The sequence below is a fragment of the Microbispora sp. ATCC PTA-5024 genome (genome assembly GCF_000511135.2).
GTDB classification, from domain to species: domain Bacteria; phylum Actinomycetota; class Actinomycetes; order Streptosporangiales; family Streptosporangiaceae; genus Microbispora; species Microbispora corallina.
On record NZ_KI866524.1, the window covers coordinates 689911 to 708683 of the forward strand.

At 65.8% G+C, this 18773-nt stretch carries 11 protein-coding genes and 3 pseudogenes; 9 read left to right on the plus strand and 5 right to left on the minus strand.

Annotated features, from left to right (window positions below; genetic code table 11):
* The first annotated feature begins 70 nt into the window (after positions 1-70).
* Positions 71-823, plus strand: a complete 753-nt coding sequence (locus MPTA5024_RS23715; RefSeq protein WP_084369940.1) for a type 1 glutamine amidotransferase — start codon at positions 71-73, stop codon at positions 821-823.
* 201 nt (positions 824-1024) lie between these two features.
* Here MPTA5024_RS23715 and MPTA5024_RS23720 read toward each other — a convergent pair whose 3' ends face one another.
* From MPTA5024_RS23720 to MPTA5024_RS23730, 3 genes and pseudogenes are all read right to left on the minus strand, one after another.
* Positions 1025-3925: an alpha/beta hydrolase gene (locus MPTA5024_RS23720; RefSeq protein WP_055725782.1), complete on the minus strand. Its 2901-nt coding sequence runs from the start codon at positions 3923-3925 to the stop codon at positions 1025-1027.
* A gap of 299 nt (positions 3926-4224) precedes the next feature.
* Positions 4225-4950, minus strand: coding sequence for a hypothetical protein (locus MPTA5024_RS23725; protein ID WP_051458576.1), 726 nt, complete (start codon positions 4948-4950; stop codon positions 4225-4227).
* 446 nt (positions 4951-5396) lie between these two features.
* Positions 5397-6795, minus strand: a pseudogene (locus MPTA5024_RS23730) (IS30 family transposase).
* A 530-nt stretch (positions 6796-7325) separates the two neighbouring features.
* On the opposite strand from MPTA5024_RS23730, the gene MPTA5024_RS41225 reads away from it, so the two are divergent.
* The 5 genes and pseudogenes from MPTA5024_RS41225 to MPTA5024_RS23745 all read left to right on the plus strand — a co-directional run bounded on the left by MPTA5024_RS41225 (position 7326) and on the right by MPTA5024_RS23745 (position 12522).
* On the plus strand, positions 7326-7694 hold the full coding sequence (locus MPTA5024_RS41225; protein ID WP_157099675.1) for a hypothetical protein: 369 nt from the start codon (positions 7326-7328) through the stop codon (positions 7692-7694).
* Positions 7695-7849: 155 nt separating this feature from the next.
* Positions 7850-10720: a protein kinase domain-containing protein gene (locus tag MPTA5024_RS23735; protein WP_157099676.1), complete on the plus strand. Its 2871-nt coding sequence runs from the start codon at positions 7850-7852 to the stop codon at positions 10718-10720.
* An 11-nt stretch (positions 10721-10731) separates the two neighbouring features.
* Positions 10732-11709: a hypothetical protein gene (locus MPTA5024_RS23740; RefSeq protein WP_036328101.1), complete on the plus strand. Its 978-nt coding sequence runs from the start codon at positions 10732-10734 to the stop codon at positions 11707-11709.
* Between the two features lie 45 nt (positions 11710-11754).
* A pseudogene (locus MPTA5024_RS42535) lies at positions 11755-11848 on the plus strand (IS5/IS1182 family transposase); the annotation flags it as partial.
* Positions 11849-12258: 410 nt separating this feature from the next.
* The gene (locus tag MPTA5024_RS23745) at positions 12259-12522 is read left to right on the plus strand and encodes a hypothetical protein (protein ID WP_157099677.1); all 264 of its coding nucleotides are present in this window, start codon (positions 12259-12261) and stop codon (positions 12520-12522) included.
* A 1220-nt stretch (positions 12523-13742) separates the two neighbouring features.
* Here MPTA5024_RS23745 and MPTA5024_RS41230 read toward each other — a convergent pair.
* Entirely contained in the window at positions 13743-14093 is a 351-nt protein-coding gene (locus tag MPTA5024_RS41230; protein ID WP_157099678.1) for a hypothetical protein, read from the minus strand.
* A 397-nt stretch (positions 14094-14490) separates the two neighbouring features.
* Between MPTA5024_RS41230 and MPTA5024_RS23755 the strand changes: the two genes are divergently transcribed.
* Positions 14491-15759 (plus strand): IS110 family transposase, encoded by a 1269-nt coding sequence (locus MPTA5024_RS23755; RefSeq protein WP_036328106.1) that lies wholly within the window; start codon positions 14491-14493, stop codon positions 15757-15759.
* Positions 15760-16487: 728 nt separating this feature from the next.
* On the opposite strand, the gene MPTA5024_RS41235 is transcribed toward MPTA5024_RS23755, so the two are convergent.
* Positions 16488-16895: a hypothetical protein gene (locus MPTA5024_RS41235; RefSeq protein ID WP_157099679.1), complete on the minus strand. Its 408-nt coding sequence runs from the start codon at positions 16893-16895 to the stop codon at positions 16488-16490.
* 320 nt (positions 16896-17215) lie between these two features.
* Here MPTA5024_RS41235 and MPTA5024_RS23760 point away from each other — a divergent pair, with 320 nt between their 5' ends.
* Complete coding sequence (locus MPTA5024_RS23760) at positions 17216-17998, plus strand: IS5/IS1182 family transposase (protein WP_036328108.1); 783 nt, start codon at positions 17216-17218, stop codon at positions 17996-17998.
* Positions 17999-18405: 407 nt separating this feature from the next.
* A pseudogene (locus MPTA5024_RS44685) lies at positions 18406-18627 on the plus strand (IS982 family transposase); the annotation flags it as partial.
* Between the last annotated feature and the right edge of the window lie 146 nt (positions 18628-18773).

Consider the following 18773-nt stretch of genomic DNA (forward strand, 5'->3'; position numbering starts at 1 on the left):
GCGTCTGGCCGGTTTCCATGTCAGGGAAAGGGCGCGGATTCTGTTTATCAACACACAGCCGGTCCAGTCCATGATTGACATGGGCGTCCACCCTTATTCAGAGTTGATCGCGAGCGGCGTACAGGTTTCTGATGCGCAGATCGAGGTCATCGATGTCGCAGATGGCGATCAACTCCCGTTCACGATCGAGGCACACGGGATCATCGGCAGTGGTTCGGCATATGCGGCCTTCGACACCATGCCCTGGATACAGGAAGTAAAGGACTTCTATCGAGCCGCCCAGGTGCGGGGCATACCAGAGTTGCATATCTGCTGGTCGCACCAGGCAAAGGTGCTCGCGGCCGGCGGCCAGGTCGAGCGGGGTCCCCGTGGTCGGCGGTTCGGCATTGAGCAGGTGCACTTGACGCCGGCAGGACGACGCGACGCCCTGTTCGCGGGTATGCCCAACTCGTTCGAACTCTTCACTACTCACACCGACGTAGCAACTGTATTGCCGTTCGAGAATCCGCCGATTGAACTCGCCTACAGCGATACCTACGCGTACGAGGCGCTGGCCTACGGTGCTACCGCCCGAACTGTGCAGACACACCCAGAGATGTCTGCCCAGTTCATCATCGCCCTGGCAAACATGCGGCGCCAGCAACTAGTCAATGAGGGCATCATCGGTCCTTCTGACGAAGAATACGAAGAGTTCATCAGCTACCTGAAAAAGATGGAGAAAAAGGTCAGGGAGAATGGCCTCCAACTGATGGAGAACTGGCTCTTCTACTTCGTCGGCGCATACTTCCTGAACGAGCCCGCCGCGATTTGCGATCAACCGTAATTCCACCGCGGCGGGGCGTTCGCTGAGATTAGTCGTTACCTCGTGCGGCCTCGGCCTCCAGCGTTAGACGTTGGGCCTCGAGCGCCTCACGAGCAAGCTGCTGGGCTATTTCCAAATAGTTTTCATTATTTTCTTCCTGAGTGCTCATGTGACGTTACATCCCCTTCTGTGCGTCGCATCCAACATACATAAGTCGCTCTGTCACTCCCGATAACCTGAAAGTTTATCTCTAGCTCTTTCCAAGAGCCTGAATGTCTCTTCCGTCTGTGGGTGTGTGGAACCCAGCACCTTAGCCTGGTCCTTTGCCAGTCCACCGAGAGCCTCGATGGCCTCCTGGACATGCCCCTGTAGCAGCTTAACCTGGATGAGGCTGAAGCGGAGCTGCATGACTCGTGGCTCCTCAAGGCGATCAGGTACCAAAGCCAGAGCGTCCCGGAGTTCGGCTTCCGCTTCGGCGACACGTTCCTGGTCGAGGAGGCTGAAAGACAGGCTGAGCCGTGCAAACAGGGTTTCTGGGTTGGTGGGTGTCCAGTGCTTATGACGGACATTTAGAATGTCACGAAGCATGATCTCCGCTTCTTGGGGACGACCTTGGGCAAGGATAGCCCGTGCCAGGCTGTGGCGTACGACCATCGTGTCGGAGTGCTCAGGACCACGGACGTGATTTTCTGCTTCAAGGATCGCTCTTAGCAATGGCTCTGCCTCGTCCCATCGCCCTTGCTCGAGAATTGCTTTGGCGAGTTTGTGGCCGCTGGCTAGTGTGTCCGGGTGGTCCTCACCTAATACTTGTGTCCGTGCGGTGATGATCGCTCGTAGGTCCCGCTCTGCGGACTGTGGGTCGCCACGTTCGAGGGCCATGCGAGCTAACTCATGGCGCAATGCCAAAAGTTCACGGTCGTCTAGTGCGAATCCGAAGGATTGACACCTAGTCACAATTGGCGTGACGAGGTCTTCTGCTGGTCCGAGGAGGCCTGTGACGATGAGGAACCGACTGGTGAGCCGGGCGAGCTCGAGAGCGCGCGTCAGCACCCGTCGATCCCCGAGTTGTGGCTCGCCGATAAGTGCCGTCCGGGCGACCTCAATGCAATGCGGCACGATGAGATCCCATCGCGTCCAGCTTTCCGGCAGGTCCGGATCAAACTCCTCCACAGCGGCGAGCAGCATGCTCACGTTTAGTCCGTAGTAGTCATCGCGCCGCAGCCGGACGTCCTCATCATCGCGCATGATGCCGTGGACTACTGGGTGCAGCGATACGACGTGGGATAACTGCGGATCATTGAAGTTGTCGAGGAGGTAAGGCTCGATCAGACCGAGATCCGCCAGCGCTTCGAGCACTGCCAGCATCTGGTTTGGACCCATCCCGCTGAAGAGTGATGACTCGGCCAGGACCTCGCTGTTGAGCAAGGTGCCGTAGGGAATCGGGGCAATGCTCAGACAAGCGAACAGCTTGAGCAGTGGACCCGCCTGTGGGAACCCGCGCTGGACGAGCAACTCGAGCGAGAGATGGAAGACCTTCTCGAGGGATTCAAGATCCATCTCGTTATCGGCCCGGCTGCGGGCTCCGGGCGCATACTCGAATCGCCGCTTCACTGCCGCACAGTAACTGTCGAAGTCTTTGATGGGCGTGCTACCGAGCCAGACTTTAGTGCTGTTAACCGACTTCAGGTAGTCAGCTGCGGTCCGCAGCGCCAGAGGGTGGCCGCCGAGTTCACGGGCCAGCCGGCGGGCGCCCTCGCTCGTGCCACCCGCTTTGCCTGCCTGGTTCATCAGCATCGCTGTGGCGTCCTCGAGTCCGAGGGGAGGGACTACGTGAACGGTGCTCCAATTTCCCCATGTCGCCTGGTTCCGATCCCGGCTGGTGACGATAACCGCCCCATTTGGACCTGCTGGGCTGCGGAGCCAGCCAGTGCCGTCCGCCACCACGCCGTTGAGCGGGGCGAGGATCTGAGGGTCATCGGCGTTGTCGATCACGAGGAGCCAACGCCCAGGTTGCGCGTCCAAGAACTCCCACACCAGGTCCGTGGGGCTGCCATTGCCCCGCCACGCCCTGTCGATTCGGGCTTCCGGTACACCCAGTTGGTTGGCGACCTCCCGCATGCATGAACTGATGCGAGGCAGCGAGATCCACCAAACCCGCTGTCCAGATTGCCATGCCTGGTGGGCGATCTCAAGCGCCAACCGGCTCTTGCCGGAGCCGCCGAGACCGGCCAGGATACGGACCCTTGATCCGCCGCCTCCAGCTCTAATCGAGGCCATGAGGGTCTCACGGCCTACAAGCGGGTGATCCATCCGGCCGAACGGCGGTGCGACGGACACCCTGCGGTACGTCTCGGGGGAGCTTTCTGTTGGGGCTGAAGCTTTCTCCCGTTCAGCCCTCTCCGGTTTCAGCCCGTTGATGATCTCCAACAGGGTCCGCCTGAGCACTTGATACTGCGAGTCGTCACGGCTTTTCGGTCGGACGACCGAAAAGTGGTCCCCATCCACCATCTCGGTCAGGGGGAAGATTCCAGACGACACGTGCGGTGGCACGATCTTGTCGGCCATTCCACTGAGGGCGAGGATAGGGATCGGACACTGGCTATCAGTGGCCTCGGGGGCACTTATGACGAGCTTCAGCATCTCCCGTTGCGCTTCCAGGACCGCCCGATTATAAGGACGAAGTTGCCGCTCTTGAGGATGGCGCCAGAAAGGCAGGCGCTTACGCATGGACAAGAAGAACTCGGATCCACTATTTGGGCACGCATACATCACGATTTTCGCGATCCGCCTGAGTTGCCGCCCCTCACCGGCGTGCAGCATCCGGATCAGGCATCGCTGGGCGATGAGCCCGCCCTGGCTATGGGTGACAAGAACGACAGGGTCGGTACCCGGAAGCTCCTGGCGCAGGAACGTACGGAGACGGTCGGCTACGTCATCGATCTCGGCGATTCCCCTGTCCGGCCTTAGCCTGAAAAGTGGGGAATCGTACCTTAGACACTTGGCAGTAGCCAGCTCCCGCAGGTCCGGGTCTTCAGCCAACAGCGCCGTGAAAGAGTCCCATACTTTTGGTGAGGAAAACAGGCCGTGGACGAAGACAACATTGATGGTTGGGGTTTCCGGCACCTGGAGCCTCCGCCGCTCGGGATGGTCAGCTTTCCTCCCCGATAGGGCAATACTGCCACAGATCCACGTTCTTGCACACCTTGTTGCAATCACGAGAGTGCGCCAATTTGTAGTCGCTAGGATCAACTGACATACCATCACCGAAGCGACGATTCTCTCGGTGGGCCGCGGCACGGGGGTCTGGGAACCCCATCTGCTAGTCCTTTACCGACGTCGAAGCCGGCGATGCCGCGACCTTTATGTGCAGCCCTCCCGGACAGTTGCTTTGATCGATGGACGTGAACCGTGTACCTGCGCACTTACAGGCCGACTTTGTCCAGAGCCGTCCGCCAGTCCTTGGCGATGGCCTTCTGGGCGGGGGCGAGCTGCACCGTGCCGGCGCATACGGCCTTGTATAGCTTGAACTCCACGTCGTCCTTGTCCAGCGCCGTTGAGCCGCCCGCCTTATCGCGGGGTTCGGGCCAGAGGTTTTTCGCGCTCTTGGGTGAGCCGGCGAGGGACAGCGGGATCAGGTGGTCCTCTTCGTAGTGGGCGGGGTTAGCGTCCTTGTAGCCGTATTCGGCGATCTGCTTGGTCTTCAAGGAGTTGGTGTAGCTCACTGACGGCCGCACGGTCTTGGAGTAGCCGGCCACGCAGATGGTGGTGTCGATGGTGGACTGCGTGACGGCCGGATTGAGGGCACCGGGCTGGCACTTTGGGTCGGGTAGGGGAAGGAAGGCGCGGGAGCATTTCCTTGTCGGGGTGCCAGCGGAACCTATGACGGGCTTCCACCGCCAGTGGGTGTCGCCGGAGGCCTTGATGCAGCGGTACTTCTTGTGTGTGACCTTGGCGTAGCCGTACTTGCCGTGCGCCGTCGCCGGGCAGAACACCCCAGGAGTGATGCATTCCCAGTGGTTGCCGACCTGTTCGTAGCAGCTGGCTGCCGATGAGTGGACGGCGGCGCCTGCGGGCAGCGCCTGAACGGCGGTGGGGATGATGAGGGACGTCGCGATGAGAGCGCAGGCAAGGAGGAGGCGGCGAAGCACGGTCGCTCCAGCGGTGGGGGGACAAAAGCGTCCTTGACGGTAGACCTCGTGCGGCCTGCTGTCGCGCAGAACCGATGGGTAACTTGAATCGGTCCAAATCGAAGGTCCCGCGAACGGGAGTAGGGGCCGCGTGTGCCGCCCTCCGTTTAGACCTCGACGCTCTCCGCTTCGCCGCGCAGGCGCAGGGCCTGTTCTGCGATCTCTACCGGTACGACGCCGGCAACCCGCTGCGCGCGGCCGTCAAGGATAAAGGTGATCTTTCCTCACGTCTGGGCCTCGCCAGCGAGGCTGGTCAGGTGCGCGGCGGCCTGGTCGACGTTGAGCTCGTTGATGCGCGGACCGTAACTCCCGGCGCCGAACTTGCCAAGGGAGAGAGGCCTCGGCCCGTCCCCCTCCCAACGGGCCGAGGAGGCGCACGTTCTCATGCCGGCGTGACGTACTTGGGCTCAATCGGTCGTCGCAACACTGCTGGTCAGCAGCAAGGTTAGATGCTCGCTGAGGGCTTCGGCTGGTGTCTTCCATCCGAGAGTCTTTCGGGGCCTGGTGTTGAGCGTGAACGCCACGGCCGCCAACTCCTCGGCGCTCCATCGGGACAGGTCGGTGCCTTTGGGGAAGTACTGGCGCAGCAGTCCGTTCGTGTTTTCGTTGGTGCCTCGTTGCCAGGGGCTGTGCGGGTCGGCGAAATAGACCTGCACGCCGGTGTCGATGCGCAGCTGCGCGTGCTGGGCCAGTTCTGTGCCCCGGTCCCAGGTCAGCGAGCGGAGTAGCTGTCCGGGCAACCCGTGATCTCCTTGGTGATCGCGTCCCGCACGGCCTCGGCGCCGCGGCCGGCCAGGGCCGGACCGTTGTTCACCCGCTCCTGAACGCCGTAACCCTCCATCGGGGGCAGGTGCAACAGCAGGGTGAACCGGGTCGTACGTTCCACCAGGGTGCCGATCGCTGAGCGACCGGTGCCGATGATGAGATCACCTTCCCAGTGGCCCGGGACCGCGCGGTCGTCGGCCTCGGCGGGCCGCTCGCTGATCAGAACCTCAGGCGTCACGTGGCCGCCGTTCTTGCGCCCGGTGCGTGCGCGCGGGACCCGCAGGGCCCGCCCGGTGCGCAGGCAGGCGACCAGTTCCCGCTCGAGCGCTCCTCGCCCCTGGATGAACAGGGCCTGGCAGATGGCCTCGTGCGAGATCCGCATAGTGTCATCCTCGGGAAAGTCGGCCTTCAGCCGATGCGCGATCTGTTCGGGACTCCATGATCTCGCCCAGCGGCGGTCCTGCCGCCGGGGTTTGTTGCGTCCCGTCCAGGGTGCCGTCTGTGGCCCCGCGACCGGCGTGCCATCCGGGTGGTAGACCTGTCCGGCCAACCGCTCCTGCACGTACTCGCGCAGTTGCTGATGAGCCGCGAGTTTGGCGGTCTTCTGCCGCCGAGCCCGGCGCTCGGCATGCCATTGCGCGACCGTCGCCCGGTATTCCACGTCATACGTCCGCGTCGAGGCGTTGCGCCGCAGTTCGCGGGAGATCGTCGACGGCGACCGTCCCAGGCGCCGGGCGATCTCGCGCACGCCGGCCTTCCGGGCGCGGCACAAGGCGATCTCTTCCCGTTCGGCGAACGACAGGTAGCGGCCCGACACGGTCGGGGCAAGGCGTGGATTCACCCCGCCAGCCTGGCGAAACCAGCGCGTCCCGACCGCTGGCGACACGCCGATCTCCGCTGCGGCGTCCTCCGAGTCAACCCGCGAGCGATCGCTTGCCAGAACCGGATGCGGTCCTGTCGCCAGGCGACCGTTGGCCGACCCGGTGACGGAATCTGACCGCGATACAACCGGACAGCCCGCTGCTTGTTGCCCAGGCCCATGCACAACACCTCCAGGGACGGAGTGTTGCGACAATCAGTTGAATCCGCCGACATGGGCCGATCTATATGCTGGAAGTCCAGTGCGCAAGGCTGAAGCAGAGTGCAAAGCATGGGCCACCTGCAAAAGGGCGATCCCTCGACCGCGCGGGCAATGAAAGCCTTGTCAATCCGTTGGCGTCCCTGAGCCCGGCACGCCCGGACGTTAAGCCCGAGGGCGCGGTGCGCCGCCTGCCGATCAGCCTCCGAACAGGTTCGGGTCGGGCATGTAGGGCGCCATTAGCGCGGCCATGTGGACTATCGCGGCCAGCATGAATCACCTCCTGGATAATCGGCGATTACTAATCGTAACCATGCCAGTCTCCAGCTCACAGTGCCACCGATTCGCCGGGATCCCAGGTGGCAACCGATCCGGACGCTGGTCCACCCCAGGCCGAATCGATTGGACTCCCAGCTACTATCCGGTTCCGGACACAGATTGATTACTCAGCGTGACATCATGAAGGCCCTTAGCTGATGAGAGGGGTGTTACGGTGCCACGTCGTTTTCTGCTGTCAGGGCTGGTCGTTGGGTGCCTGCTGGCTCCCGCCTCCCCCGCTGACGCGTCGGCGGGATGGAGCGACTACTACGGCGATGCCGGCCGGGTAACGGTAAGCCCCGATCGCACCCGTGTCACCGTATGTGATCTCAACGCCCGCGACGACGTGGAGTTCAAGGCGAACTACGCCACGCACAATCCGATCGACCCACGCATCTACACGGTGCGCGCTCCTCAAGGCGGGTGTGACAGCGGGCGGTCCTTCATCAGTTGGATCACGGTATTCAAGCTCTGTTATCGGCAGAACGGTTTCGGGGGCTGGGACTGCAATAAGCCCGTGTGGATCAAGCCTCGCGGGCGATGAACCGCCGCAGGCGGGTTCCTCGGCGGGATCCTGATCGTCCGTCCACGGGCGGCCGCGAGTTCGGCAAGCTGGCCCGCGGACCTGGACAGCTTGGGAGGCGAGCCGTAGAAACGAGAACGGCGGCCAACCGGCCGCCGTTCTGATTGGCGGTGCACATGGCGGAGAGCACCCCTGGCAACCCTTTGTTCGGCGACTGGCCCATGGCCGATCGCGCCTCGGCCACGCCCATCGGCCGACTCGGCGACGACTTCGACTACTACGCCGTGCGGCACGGCGGCATGGGGGAGGTCTACTTCGGCGCCCCACCGGACGCGCCGGACACGGGCCTGGCGCTGAAGACCTTCCAGCCGCGCTTCTTCTTCGACCCGGACGTCCGCAGGGCCTTCATCCGGGAAGCGACCGTCTGGTCCCAGCTGTCGGGGGTTCCGCACATCCTGCCCGTACTCGGCACCCGCGACTACGATGGCCGCCTGTTCATCGCCATGCTGATGGTCCCGGACGGCGGCACCACCCTCCGGCTGCTCCTGCGGGACGGTCCGCTCGACCCCGAGCAGGCCCTGACGTTCGCCTTTCAGATCTGCGTCGGCCTCAACGGCGCCCAGGCCAGGGTTCCCGGCATCGTGCACGGCGACCTCAAACCCGAGAACCTGCTGATCCTGCGCGAGTGGCTGCTCATCGCCGACTTCGGTCTGGCCCGGGTGGTCGGCGACGGAACCCACAGCGAACTGGAGAGCACCTGGGCCTACCTGGCCCCGGAGAGCTGGCGCCCCGGCGCGTCCCCGACGCTCGCGGCCGACATCTACGCCTTCGGCACCGTCCTCTACGAGATGCTCACCGGCCATCGCCCGCACGAGGCCGCCGACCGCGCCGCCTGGGCGTCCGCCCACGCCGCCGGCGTCGAGGCTGGGCCGCCCGGCCAGGACATGTACGGCAGGCTCATGACCGTGGCACTCGCCTGCCTGAACGTCGACCCCGCCGACCGGCCGACGGATTTCGCCGCCGTGTTCGCCGAGCTGCGAACGCTCGCCGGGGAACTCGACCCGGTCCTCGCCCTGATGATCTTGGAGGCCAGCTCCCGCCTGGCCGCGTTCCTCGCCACCGTGGCCGCCGATCTGCGCGTGCTGCGCATGAACAGCCTGCTCGAACTGGGGGCCGTCGATTCCGGGCTCGCCGAGTTGGCCACCGTGCCCGACGCCGAGATGACGCCGCGCCTGCACTACCTGCACGGCACCTTCCTGTCCCTGTCCGGCCGGGACGAGGAAGCCCTGGACGCCTTCGGCGCCGGGATCGAGGGCGAGCTTACGGAGGAGGAGCACTACCGCTGCGTCATCGGTGCCGCCCTGTCGCTGAAACGGCTAGGACGCCTGGACGAGGCCATCGACGTCATGACGGGGATCGCGGCGCAGATCCCGGCCGAGTTACGCACCGAGCTCTCGGTGAACCTGGCCACGGTCTACCTCCAAGCCGACCGTCCCGAGGACGCGCGCGCCCTCCTGCACCGGCTCCTCCGCGAGAATCCGCGCAACTGGCAGGCCTGGGCCAACCTGGGCCTGGCCCAAGTGGCGACCGCCCGCTACGAGGAGGCCGTCGACGCCTACCAGCGCGCGATCGCCATCGCGCCCCGCGAACCAGGGCTGCAGATGGTGCTGGCCGCCGTTCTCATGGATCACTTGGGCCGGATCGACATGGCTGCCCGGGCGCTGGAGACCGCGTACCAGCAGGGCCTGGACACGATCGAGTGGCTGCGCCGTTACCTCACTTGCGCCCTGCTTCTGCCGGATGAGTCCCTGGCGGCCGAGCTGTCCGGCCTGGCGTACGCCGAACTCGGCGACGAGGGTGGCGCGGACCTGTTGAACCAGGCGATCGAAGAAGCCCAAGCGCTAATAGACAGGTTCGGCCAGCCACCGGAACCCACCCCCGAACGTGTCCCCCCGCCCGAGGTTCGGCCGGGCGAACTTCGAGACTCCGGACGGGCCGGCGCGGGGGCGCCCTTCATGAACGTGCGGACCTACTCCTCCTCCAATCGTTTCTCCATCGACTTCTTCTACGACGTGGCCAGGCCTGATTACGCGGATCGTTTCGTCGACGCGTACGAGCGGACGATCGGCCAGGCCTGGGTGTCCATGCCGGACCTGTCCATGACTCCCGCACCGCTCTACTTCTCCCGCTGCCCCGGCTGCGCCGGTCTGGTGCTGACCAATCGCGCGCACGGCAAGAGCCTGACCTGCCGCTGGTGCGAGACCGCCGCCCCCACCGTCCAGCGCGAGGACCCCGGACTGCTCGCCGGGATCCTGACCCGCCTCGGCCTGGAACCGCACGACATATCCGGCTACAACCAGGTCGTGGTCTTCGAGGTGGACGACGCGGACAAGGCGCGGGCCCTGCGCGAACTGGGCGCGCAGTTCGGTTTCGAGCCGGTGCCGAACGACGCCGAGCTGGTCATGCGGGTCCGGATCGCCGCCGCCGACCAGTTCCTCATCGCGGCCCTCGGCCGTGAGATCGTCGCGCTGGCGAAGACCGCGGCACCCGGCACCATCGCGTACGTGGACAAGACCCCGCTGGACGTCGAGGAGTTCACCATCGCCGTCGCGGAGACCCTCGAGATCCGGAACTCCGTCTCAGGCGACTTTCCCCCAGATTTCGCCCTGGAGCCCTCCACTGTAGAGGCGGCCATCGCCCGATTCCGCGCGGACCTCGACGCGGACCCCCTCGACCAGACCGCCCTCACCGGGCTGACCGAACTGCTGATCCGCGAAGGGGACTCCGCCTCGGCGCTGGCGCTGGCACACCAGGGCAGGGCACAGTGGCCGTCCGAGGCGTCCTGGGCCGTCCTCCTCGGTCGGATCCTGCGCGCGGACGACCCAACCGCCGCCGCGCGGGCCTTCGAGGAGGCGCTGACCCTGGACCCCCGCCAGCCCATCGTCATGATCATGCTGGCGGAGTGCTACACCGCGCTGGGACGGGACGAGGAGGCGGACCTGCTGCGCCGGCGCAGTTCGATTCTCGGCGGCCCGTGGGCCCTCTGACAGGAGATCACATGGAACCGATCCTCACCTCGGTCGTCGCCGGGTTCGCCCGCCGCCTGACCGAGCCCGCCGGGCGCAAGGCTGCCGCCCTCGTGCTCGGCCCGCGCGACCAGCGTGCCGTCGAGTCCGCATGCCGTGAAGCCGCCGGACGCGCGCTCGCCGAGGTACGCGAGAACGGGACGAGCGAACAGGACGCGGCCCACGCGCTGAGCCTGCTCGACCTGCTCATCGCCGAGCAGGGCCCCGACGACATCCCGGCGCTGCTCGATCCCGCGCCGCCCGGCGAGGAGACCCTCGCCCGCTGGCGTGCCCTCGCGGTGACGAGCGGCCTCGACCCGCGCACCTTCCCCGTCGCCTTCGACCCTTTCGTCAGTGCCCTGCTCAGGTTCGTCCCTGAAGAGCTGGCCCGAGCCGCCCGGTCCGAGGACGGCGTCCTATTCCCGCCGGTCGTGCTGGCCAAGCTGGACCATCTCGGCGCGAACATCGCCGCGCTATCCCAAGCCGTCGGCGACGAAGGCCTGGCCCGCCTCCTGCCCCTCGCGCCGACCCTGCTGTCCGCACTTGAGCGGGGGCGCTCCGCCTGCATTGCGACCGACCGCCGCTACAGCACCCCCGACCTGCTCCTGACCCTGCTGGCTGAGGGCGCCACACGCGACTGCGTCCAGTCGGTACGCCCCGGCCTCGCCGAAGAACTGAGCGCCCGTCTCGCCCGCTACCTGCGGTCCACGCCGCTCGGCGACTACGAACCGTTCGAGTGGACCGAACGGCCGGACGTCCGCCACGCCCAGCGGATCGCCTGGGCCCAGGGCGCGGCCCTGATCACCGACCTGCACCTGCTGGCTGGCTTCCTGGAGACGCCGTCCAACACCCAGCGCCAGCTCGCCGCCCTCCTAGGCCGCGACTTCGACCTGCTCCGCGAGGCCGCCCTGCGCCGCCGCACCGTCGCCCCGACCCCAGGCCTGGTCTTCACCACCGACGACCCTGACTGAGTTCCTAAGAGCGTGACTCATTTGGGGCTGATCGTTAGTTCGTTCGTGGATGCGTTCCTTCGACGGCTTGTGCCTGATGAGTTGGGAGTTGTTCCAGCGGGTGGTCCCGCCGGCGCCGACGCGGCCACAGGGTGGCGGATGACGGCGGGTCGACGATCGAACGATCCTGGCGGCGATCGGTACGTGGCCACCACGTCATCCCTGCGACCGGCGCCCCCGGACATCAGCCCGAGGGCGCGGCGCGAAGCTTGCTGATCAGCCTCCGAACAACAGCGGGTCGGGCATGTAGGGCGCCATCAGCGAGGCCATGTGCACCATCGCGGCCAGCATAAATCACCTCCCGATGCTGAATGATTACTTGACGTAACCATGAGGATCGCCGACCCGCATCGCAACCGATTTCGCCGACATCCCGTTTGGTAACTGATCCAGATGCTTGAAGCCCGGCTCAGTCGAGTCGATTGGCCCACCAACTATCATCCCATTTCGTTCACGTCTGATTACTGAGCGTGACAACAGAGGGCCTTCGCCGATGAGAGGAGTGTCGTGGTGCCACGTCGTTTCCTGCTGCCAGGGCTGGCCATTGGGCACCTGCTGGCTGCCGCCTCCCCCGCCGAGGCGCCGGGGGAATGGAGCGACTACTACGGCGATGCTGGCCGGGTGACAGTGAGCGCGGATCGCACCCGTATCACCGTGGGTGATCTCGATGCCCGGGACGACCCGGGGTTCAAGGCGGACTACGGCACGCACAACCCGATCGACCCACGCATCTACACGGTGCGCGCTCCTCAAGGCGGGGGCGACAGCGGCTGATCCCTGATCAGTTGGATCACGGTATTCAAGCTCTGTTATCGCCGCAACGGCTTCGGAGGCTGGGACTGCAATCAGCCCGTGTGGATCCAGCCCCGCGGTCACTGAACCGCCGCAGGCGGGCACCTGAGCGAGACGCGGTTCGTCCATCCGCTTCAGCGGCGGGGCGGCTGCAGAAGACCCTGGCAACTCGGTCGCTGGAACGGCTGAAAGTGTGTGCACGGATCGGGCCGGTGAAGCCAGGACGGGCCAGGAAGATGAGACGACGCGGGCAGCCGACCGCGGTCACGGCCCTCTACCCCCGGGCGAGACCGGCGCGGCATGGCCGACGAGCGTGTGTTGGTGGCGGAATCGACGCGGACCCGAGGCGAACGCCCGCGCGGCATCAGGCCGCCCTCCTGACCCCGGCGATAGTGCGGGCTTTGCTCGCGATCGGTGCCGGGCTGACGTGCCGAGGACGGCCGATAAGTCGGGTGCGTGGCGTGTCCGGCCGGCTCGGGGGCCGCGGCCATCGTGGCGGGGGTCGAGGTCGCCGGGACGTGCGCAGCGGGGCGGTTCGATGCGGCCGGGAGCGCCACCTCACGGCCGGTTTCCTCCCCCACAGGGGCAGGCGTGGGGACGACCGGGGTGTGCTGGTCACCGGAGCGGGTGGGCAGTGTGGTGATCAGAGTGACAACAACGGCCACCGCGAGAAGGCCCCCGACGATAGCCGCAGGCCGCCACTCCCGGACCGGTGACGGACCGTAGTACGGCGTCACCGGCGGCGCCCTGTTCCCCAGCTTCGGGCGCGGCGGAGGTTGCCTATCCAGGCCAGCGTGGCCGGAGCCTCCGACCGGGAGCGATGGTGCTGCCGCCGACGCGGACGGGTCGAGATCGTCGGGCTCAGTGGGATAGCCGTTCCCGGAGGGAGCAGACCCGAGGGGGCCGGTGTATCCGGCGTAGGGGTGGGCGCCCACGCGGGGGGCCTCCTCTTGATTCCGCACGCCTCGATCCCTCCTTGCTTCCCGTGATTCATGCCTTCCGGCGGATGCGCCGGGTATCTCGCGGGGGTTCGGGGGCCGCGAGGCCCCCGACGTACGGGCGAGCAACCCGACTCCCCTCGTCGTTGCCCTGCCAGCCCTGGCGGGGGCGAGAGGGTGATTGGGCTGGCACCTGCTCGGCCACTCGGCATCCCCCTTGGACAGGTGCAAATTGCCGGATTAGCGTTCCTCAACGCGCTGAAGTCAGGCATGAGGCTCGCCTGTGATGTGGGGTGCGTCGGCGACAGGAGTCGGGCGACGGCGTCGAATATCTTTGCCGACGGCCCCCAGCATGGTGTTCAGGTCATAGTCAGGTGGGAGCCCAAGTCGGGCGCGAAGCTTTTCGGCCAGCTCGTCGGACAGTTCGGCCAGCGGCTCATCACCAAGGAGTCCGGCAAGCGTGTGCAACAGTTGCACGATGGCATCGCCCTCGCACCAATTCAGCAGAGGCGTCTCCACCGGTGGCATCCGCCGAGCGGAGTCGACCGAGGCGGCAAGATTGATAGCCAGCACCATGCGCACCTCGCGCGCTCTAGGACTATCTGCAATGGTCACGTCACTCAAGGTTACCGACGTGAGCCCCGCGGCGCGGGAGGAACGGACAAGCCCCGCCGCTCTGTTGCTGCACAGCACCCCGGTCGTCCCGCCCGTCTTCTGGCGGAGGGCGTACCACAGGGCCGGGCCGAGGATGGAAGCCACCCGGCAGGCCATGGAGCACCCGCTTTAGTCTCCAATCTCCCCCTGGTGGAGGAGGCCATTCGGGCCTGAAAATCGGGGTGGTTGCTCGCTGACGTCGTATCTCCTTGGTCGTTCAGGCCGTGCTTTAGTCGGACGCCGGGAGCCGCGCCTGTGGGCCTTTCACTGTTGCTTCGAGCACGCGGATCAGATTCGCTACCGTCCCCTGCGGCTCCCGCGGGCAACCACCCCAGTTCCCCGGTGGTAAGGAGGCCCGATGCTCGCCCATACCCACGACACCGAAGAGATCATCGAAAGGGTCGCCGCGCTGGACGTCGGCAAGGCCGCCCTGGTGTGCTGCGCCCGCGTCCCCGACGACAAGAAGCCGGGCAGGCGACTGCAGGAGGTGCAGACGTACGCGACGATGACGCGGTCGCTGCTGTCGATGAGCGATCGGCTGCGCTGCCTGGGCGTCACCCGCGTGGTGATGGAGGCCACCTCCGACTACTGGAAGCCCGTGTTCTACCTGCTTGAGGCCCAAGGGTTCGAGGTCTGGCTGGTCAACGCCCGCGACGTCAAGCACCTTCCTGGCCGCCCGAAGACCGACAAGTTGGACGCGGTCTGGCTGGCCAAGATCGCCGAACGCCAGATGCTGCGCCCCAGCTTCGTGCCGCCGCCGGCGATCCGGCTGCTGCGCGACCTGACCCGCTACCGAGTGGACCTGGTGGAGGCCCGAACCGCCGAGAAGCAGCGGGTGGAAAAGCTCCTGGAGGACGCGCAGATCAAGCTGAGCGTAGTGGCCTCCGACATCTTCGGTGTCTCTGGCCGCGCCATGATGGCCGCCCTTATCAGAGGAGAGCGCAGCCCGAAGACGCTGGCGCAGCTGGCGCGCTCCAGCCTGCGCGGCAAGATCCCCGCGTTGGAGGAGGCCTTCACCGGCCGCTTCTCCGACCACCACGCGTTCCTGCTGGCCACGATGCTGGCCCGAGTCGATGCGATCAACACCGACATCGCCGCCCTCGATCAGAAGATCACCCAACAGATCGCCCCGTTTACAGCGGCGGTCGAGCGTCTGGATGAGGTTCCCGGCATTGGTCTGACCGCCGCGCATGCGATCATCGCCGAGATCGGCCTGGACATGAGCCGCTTCCCCACCGCTGCGCACCTGACCTCCTGGGCGCGGTTCGCCCCCACGGTCAAAGAGTCCGCCGGCAAGCGAAAAGGGAAGAACACCACCGGACACGGTAACCGCTACCTGGCCCGCACCCTCGGCGAAGCCGCGGTCGTCGTCGGCCGCACCGACACCTTCCTCGGCGAGCGCTACCGCAGGATCGTCCGACGCAGGGGAAAGAAGCGGGCCATCGTCGCGGTCGGCCGCTCCATCCTGGTCATCATCTGGCACCTGCTGTCCGACCCCGACGCGCACTTCGTCGATCTCGGCGCCCACTTCTACACCCGGCGCACCAACCCCGACCGCAGAAAGCACAACCACATCCGCGAGCTCGAAGCCCTCGGCTACCGCGTCACCCTCGAACCGGCCGCGTGACTATCGCGGTCTGCGCGCCCCTGCTCCACATCACCACGTGAGGTGCGCTGCCGCGTGCCTAGTGAATGTCCGATTTTCGGATCAGGAGAGCGGTGTACTCCTCGGGTGTCGACGCCTCTCACCTCTACCTACGGCGTCTAGGCTGTCGGCCCCTCCTTGATCATTTCGCACATATACCGCGGTCACGCGCTCAGACGAAGTAGGGGGCCGTTCTGCTGCCTGCGCTCGTGAAGCAACGCCATATCCTTCAGCAGGTCACCGACCGCCGCGTAATCGGGCGTTTTGCTCGCGCTCGGCCAGGCGCCCCCGGTCGATCCACGTCCCACGGAGGCCGGCGGCGAACTGTCGGTGCCTCGTGGCACGCTGCCTGCGTGAAGTGTCCCCCCACCGATCACGCTGCTGTCGTCATGGAGCTTCGCTCGTCCGGGGCCGAACCTGTTGACCTGTACCCCGGCAGGACTTCTATCCCGTTCCGCATCCGGTGTCTAAAACTAAAGTGTGAAGGCCACTCTAACCCCTTTCCGGCCTACCTGAGTGCGGTCCGCATGCTGGCCAAGAAGGGCGACGTGGCCTGCATACACTGCCGAAAGAGAGAGCGAGCCAACAAGCGCCGAGCTGAGATGATCAGGCTAGGACGCGTGCTGCCCATGGTGGAAGTCGTCGACGTGAGAACTCCAATACGATCATGGTGTCTTCGCTGTTGGCAGGTCTGCGACCCCGGGCCGCGCCTAGACAACATCAGAAATAGCGGACAAGGCGGTTGCGAGCACTGCGGCGGAAAGAAGCGGTTCGCCGATGAGGTGGCTCGCCAGCTCGCCATGGATTGGGGCTACAGACCAAATGCGGACATTCCCTACACGAATGACGCGACCAAATGGCCTGGACACTGCATTGCAAAAGGCCACCCATGCTCGCCGGTTCTCAACAGCCGCTTCAGCAGCGGACCGTGTGAAATCTGCCCCGATCACGGGTTCAAGCCCCATCGGCCAGCTCTTCTCTACCTGGTGACAAGGCTCGACCTCGCCGCCGCCAAGATCGGCATATGTGAGGACAGCCCGAAGAATTCTCGGCTCTACGAACACAGCCGCAATGGGTGGACGAACATCGAGAGCATGCGCTTCGGGCTCGGTGCTCACGCTCGAGCAGTGGAAGACACCGTCATCCGGTCCTGGCGCGCCCGCGGGCTTCGCCCCGTGCTGGACAACGGGCTTGCCTATAACGGGTATACCGAAACTGTCTCCCTTAACTCACTGTCCGTCGCAGAAATTTGGTCGCAAGTCCGTACAGTCGCTGATCAGGCGCTATCGGCAGAGCCTTGATCAAGGAGCCATTTTCATCCTGATCATGCTGGTCGGGATGGGCGCAGGAGGCGAGCGAGCCGGACAAGTTGAGCTGAGGTGAGGCTCCCGGTAAGACAGCAGTCGACCAAGATCCGATGCCCCAACCGGAAGCCTCGATGCTGTCTTACCCTGCCGCGATTCCCCTGTCGAACCGCACCCTTGCCCGCCTGTCCGAACTCATCCGCGCCCACCGCGCCGAACGCCGCAGCCGGTGGCGGCGCCTGAACCCCGGGCAGCAGGCGCTGCTGGTACTGGCTCACCTGCGCAACGGGGACACCTACGCCCGCCTGGCCGCCGGCTTCGCCATCGGGACCACCACCGCCTGGCGGTACGTGCGCGAGTCCGTCGACCTGCTCGCCGCCCTGGCCGACGACGTCCATGATGCCGCGATCCGAGCCGCCCGGCTGGCCTACGCCATCCTCGACGGCACGCTCATCCCGATCGACCGCATCGCTGACCAGAGGCCGTACTACTCCGGCAAGCACAAGCGCCACGGGATGAACGTCCAGGTCCTCGCCGATCCCGCCGGCCGCCTGGTCTGGGCCTCTCCGGCTCTCCCCGGGGCCGTGCACGACCTGACGGCGGCTCGCGTCGTGGGCCTGATCGATGCTCTGACCGCTAACAGCGTGACGACCTTCGCCGATAAGGGCTATCAAGGCGCGGGAGGCACGGTTCGCACGCCGTTCAAGCGCCATCGGCACCGCCCGCGACTGTCACGTGGGCAGAAGGACGTCAACCGAGCACACGCGCGCATCCGGGCCCTCGGCGAACGCGCCGTCGCGACCCTGAAAGCGTGGAAGCTGCTGTCGAAGCTCCGCTGCTGCCCTCACCGCGCCACCCCGATCGTGCAGGCCATCCTCGTCCTACAAGCCTTCGAAGACGACCGCTGGTCAGGATGAAAATGGCTCAAGGAACGTGAGTCGTGGATATCGGTGACACCTCGGCCCGGGGGCTTCCTGGCCCTGCGGCGGGAGAGGGCCGGTGACCACGAGGGCGCCGAGCGCCTCGCGACCGCCGATGTCGGCAACACTTCGGCCCTGAAAGATCTGGGAGTCCGCACTCCGGGACCGCTCGCGCACGCCAGGCACACGCCCGCGCCCGACTGCTACCTGACGGCCTTTGACCGCAGTTGGGATCACAGGGCCCACGCTGGGTAAACCGGCGGCACGGCGGGGCCGTCTTTCCTGGACAAAGGCCCTCCGGTCGATGGGAGAACAGATGCTCCGTCGTCTCCTCGCCGTAGACGCGTTCGCCGCGACCTTGATTCCCCCCACCATCGTGGTGGCGACCCCGGCCGCAACCGCAGCCCCGGCCCGGCGAGCAGCACCTCAACTCCATCCGCCAGCTGATCGAGTCGATCAACGACGCCCCCAAAGGCCAACTCGACCCGGAACTGCACGGCGGGCGCAGTTCATTGGACGTCGCCGCCTACGTCGCCCAACGGATCCTGGCGTTGGCCGCCGCGATCCGGCACAACCGCGCCACCGGCCAGCCCATCACTCGGTCGCTGATCGCCTACGACCACTGACCCGGACTTTGGACTTACTCGTCTAGGCCAGAGCGGGTCCAGGGTCGGCACGGCCGATCGCGTCGCGACGCTGAAGGGTCCGCTGATATCCGCCCGCGTCGGATCTGGGCATCCGCCGCGGTGGTCCGGAGTGGCCCGATCCCGTG

What these genes read in the sequence shown, in the direction of transcription:
- MPTA5024_RS23760 (WP_036328108.1), top strand. Translation starts at nt 17,216, where the DNA reads ATGCTGTCTTACCCTGCCGCGATTCCCCTGTCGAACCGCACCCTTGCC.
- MPTA5024_RS23740 (WP_036328101.1), top strand. Translation starts at nt 10,732, where the DNA reads ATGGAACCGATCCTCACCTCGGTCGTCGCCGGGTTCGCCCGCCGCCTG.
- MPTA5024_RS23735 (WP_157099676.1), top strand. Translation starts at nt 7,850, where the DNA reads ATGGCGGAGAGCACCCCTGGCAACCCTTTGTTCGGCGACTGGCCCATG.
- MPTA5024_RS23755 (WP_036328106.1), top strand. Translation starts at nt 14,491, where the DNA reads ATGCTCGCCCATACCCACGACACCGAAGAGATCATCGAAAGGGTCGCC.
- MPTA5024_RS23715 (WP_084369940.1), top strand. Translation starts at nt 71, where the DNA reads ATGATTGACATGGGCGTCCACCCTTATTCAGAGTTGATCGCGAGCGGC.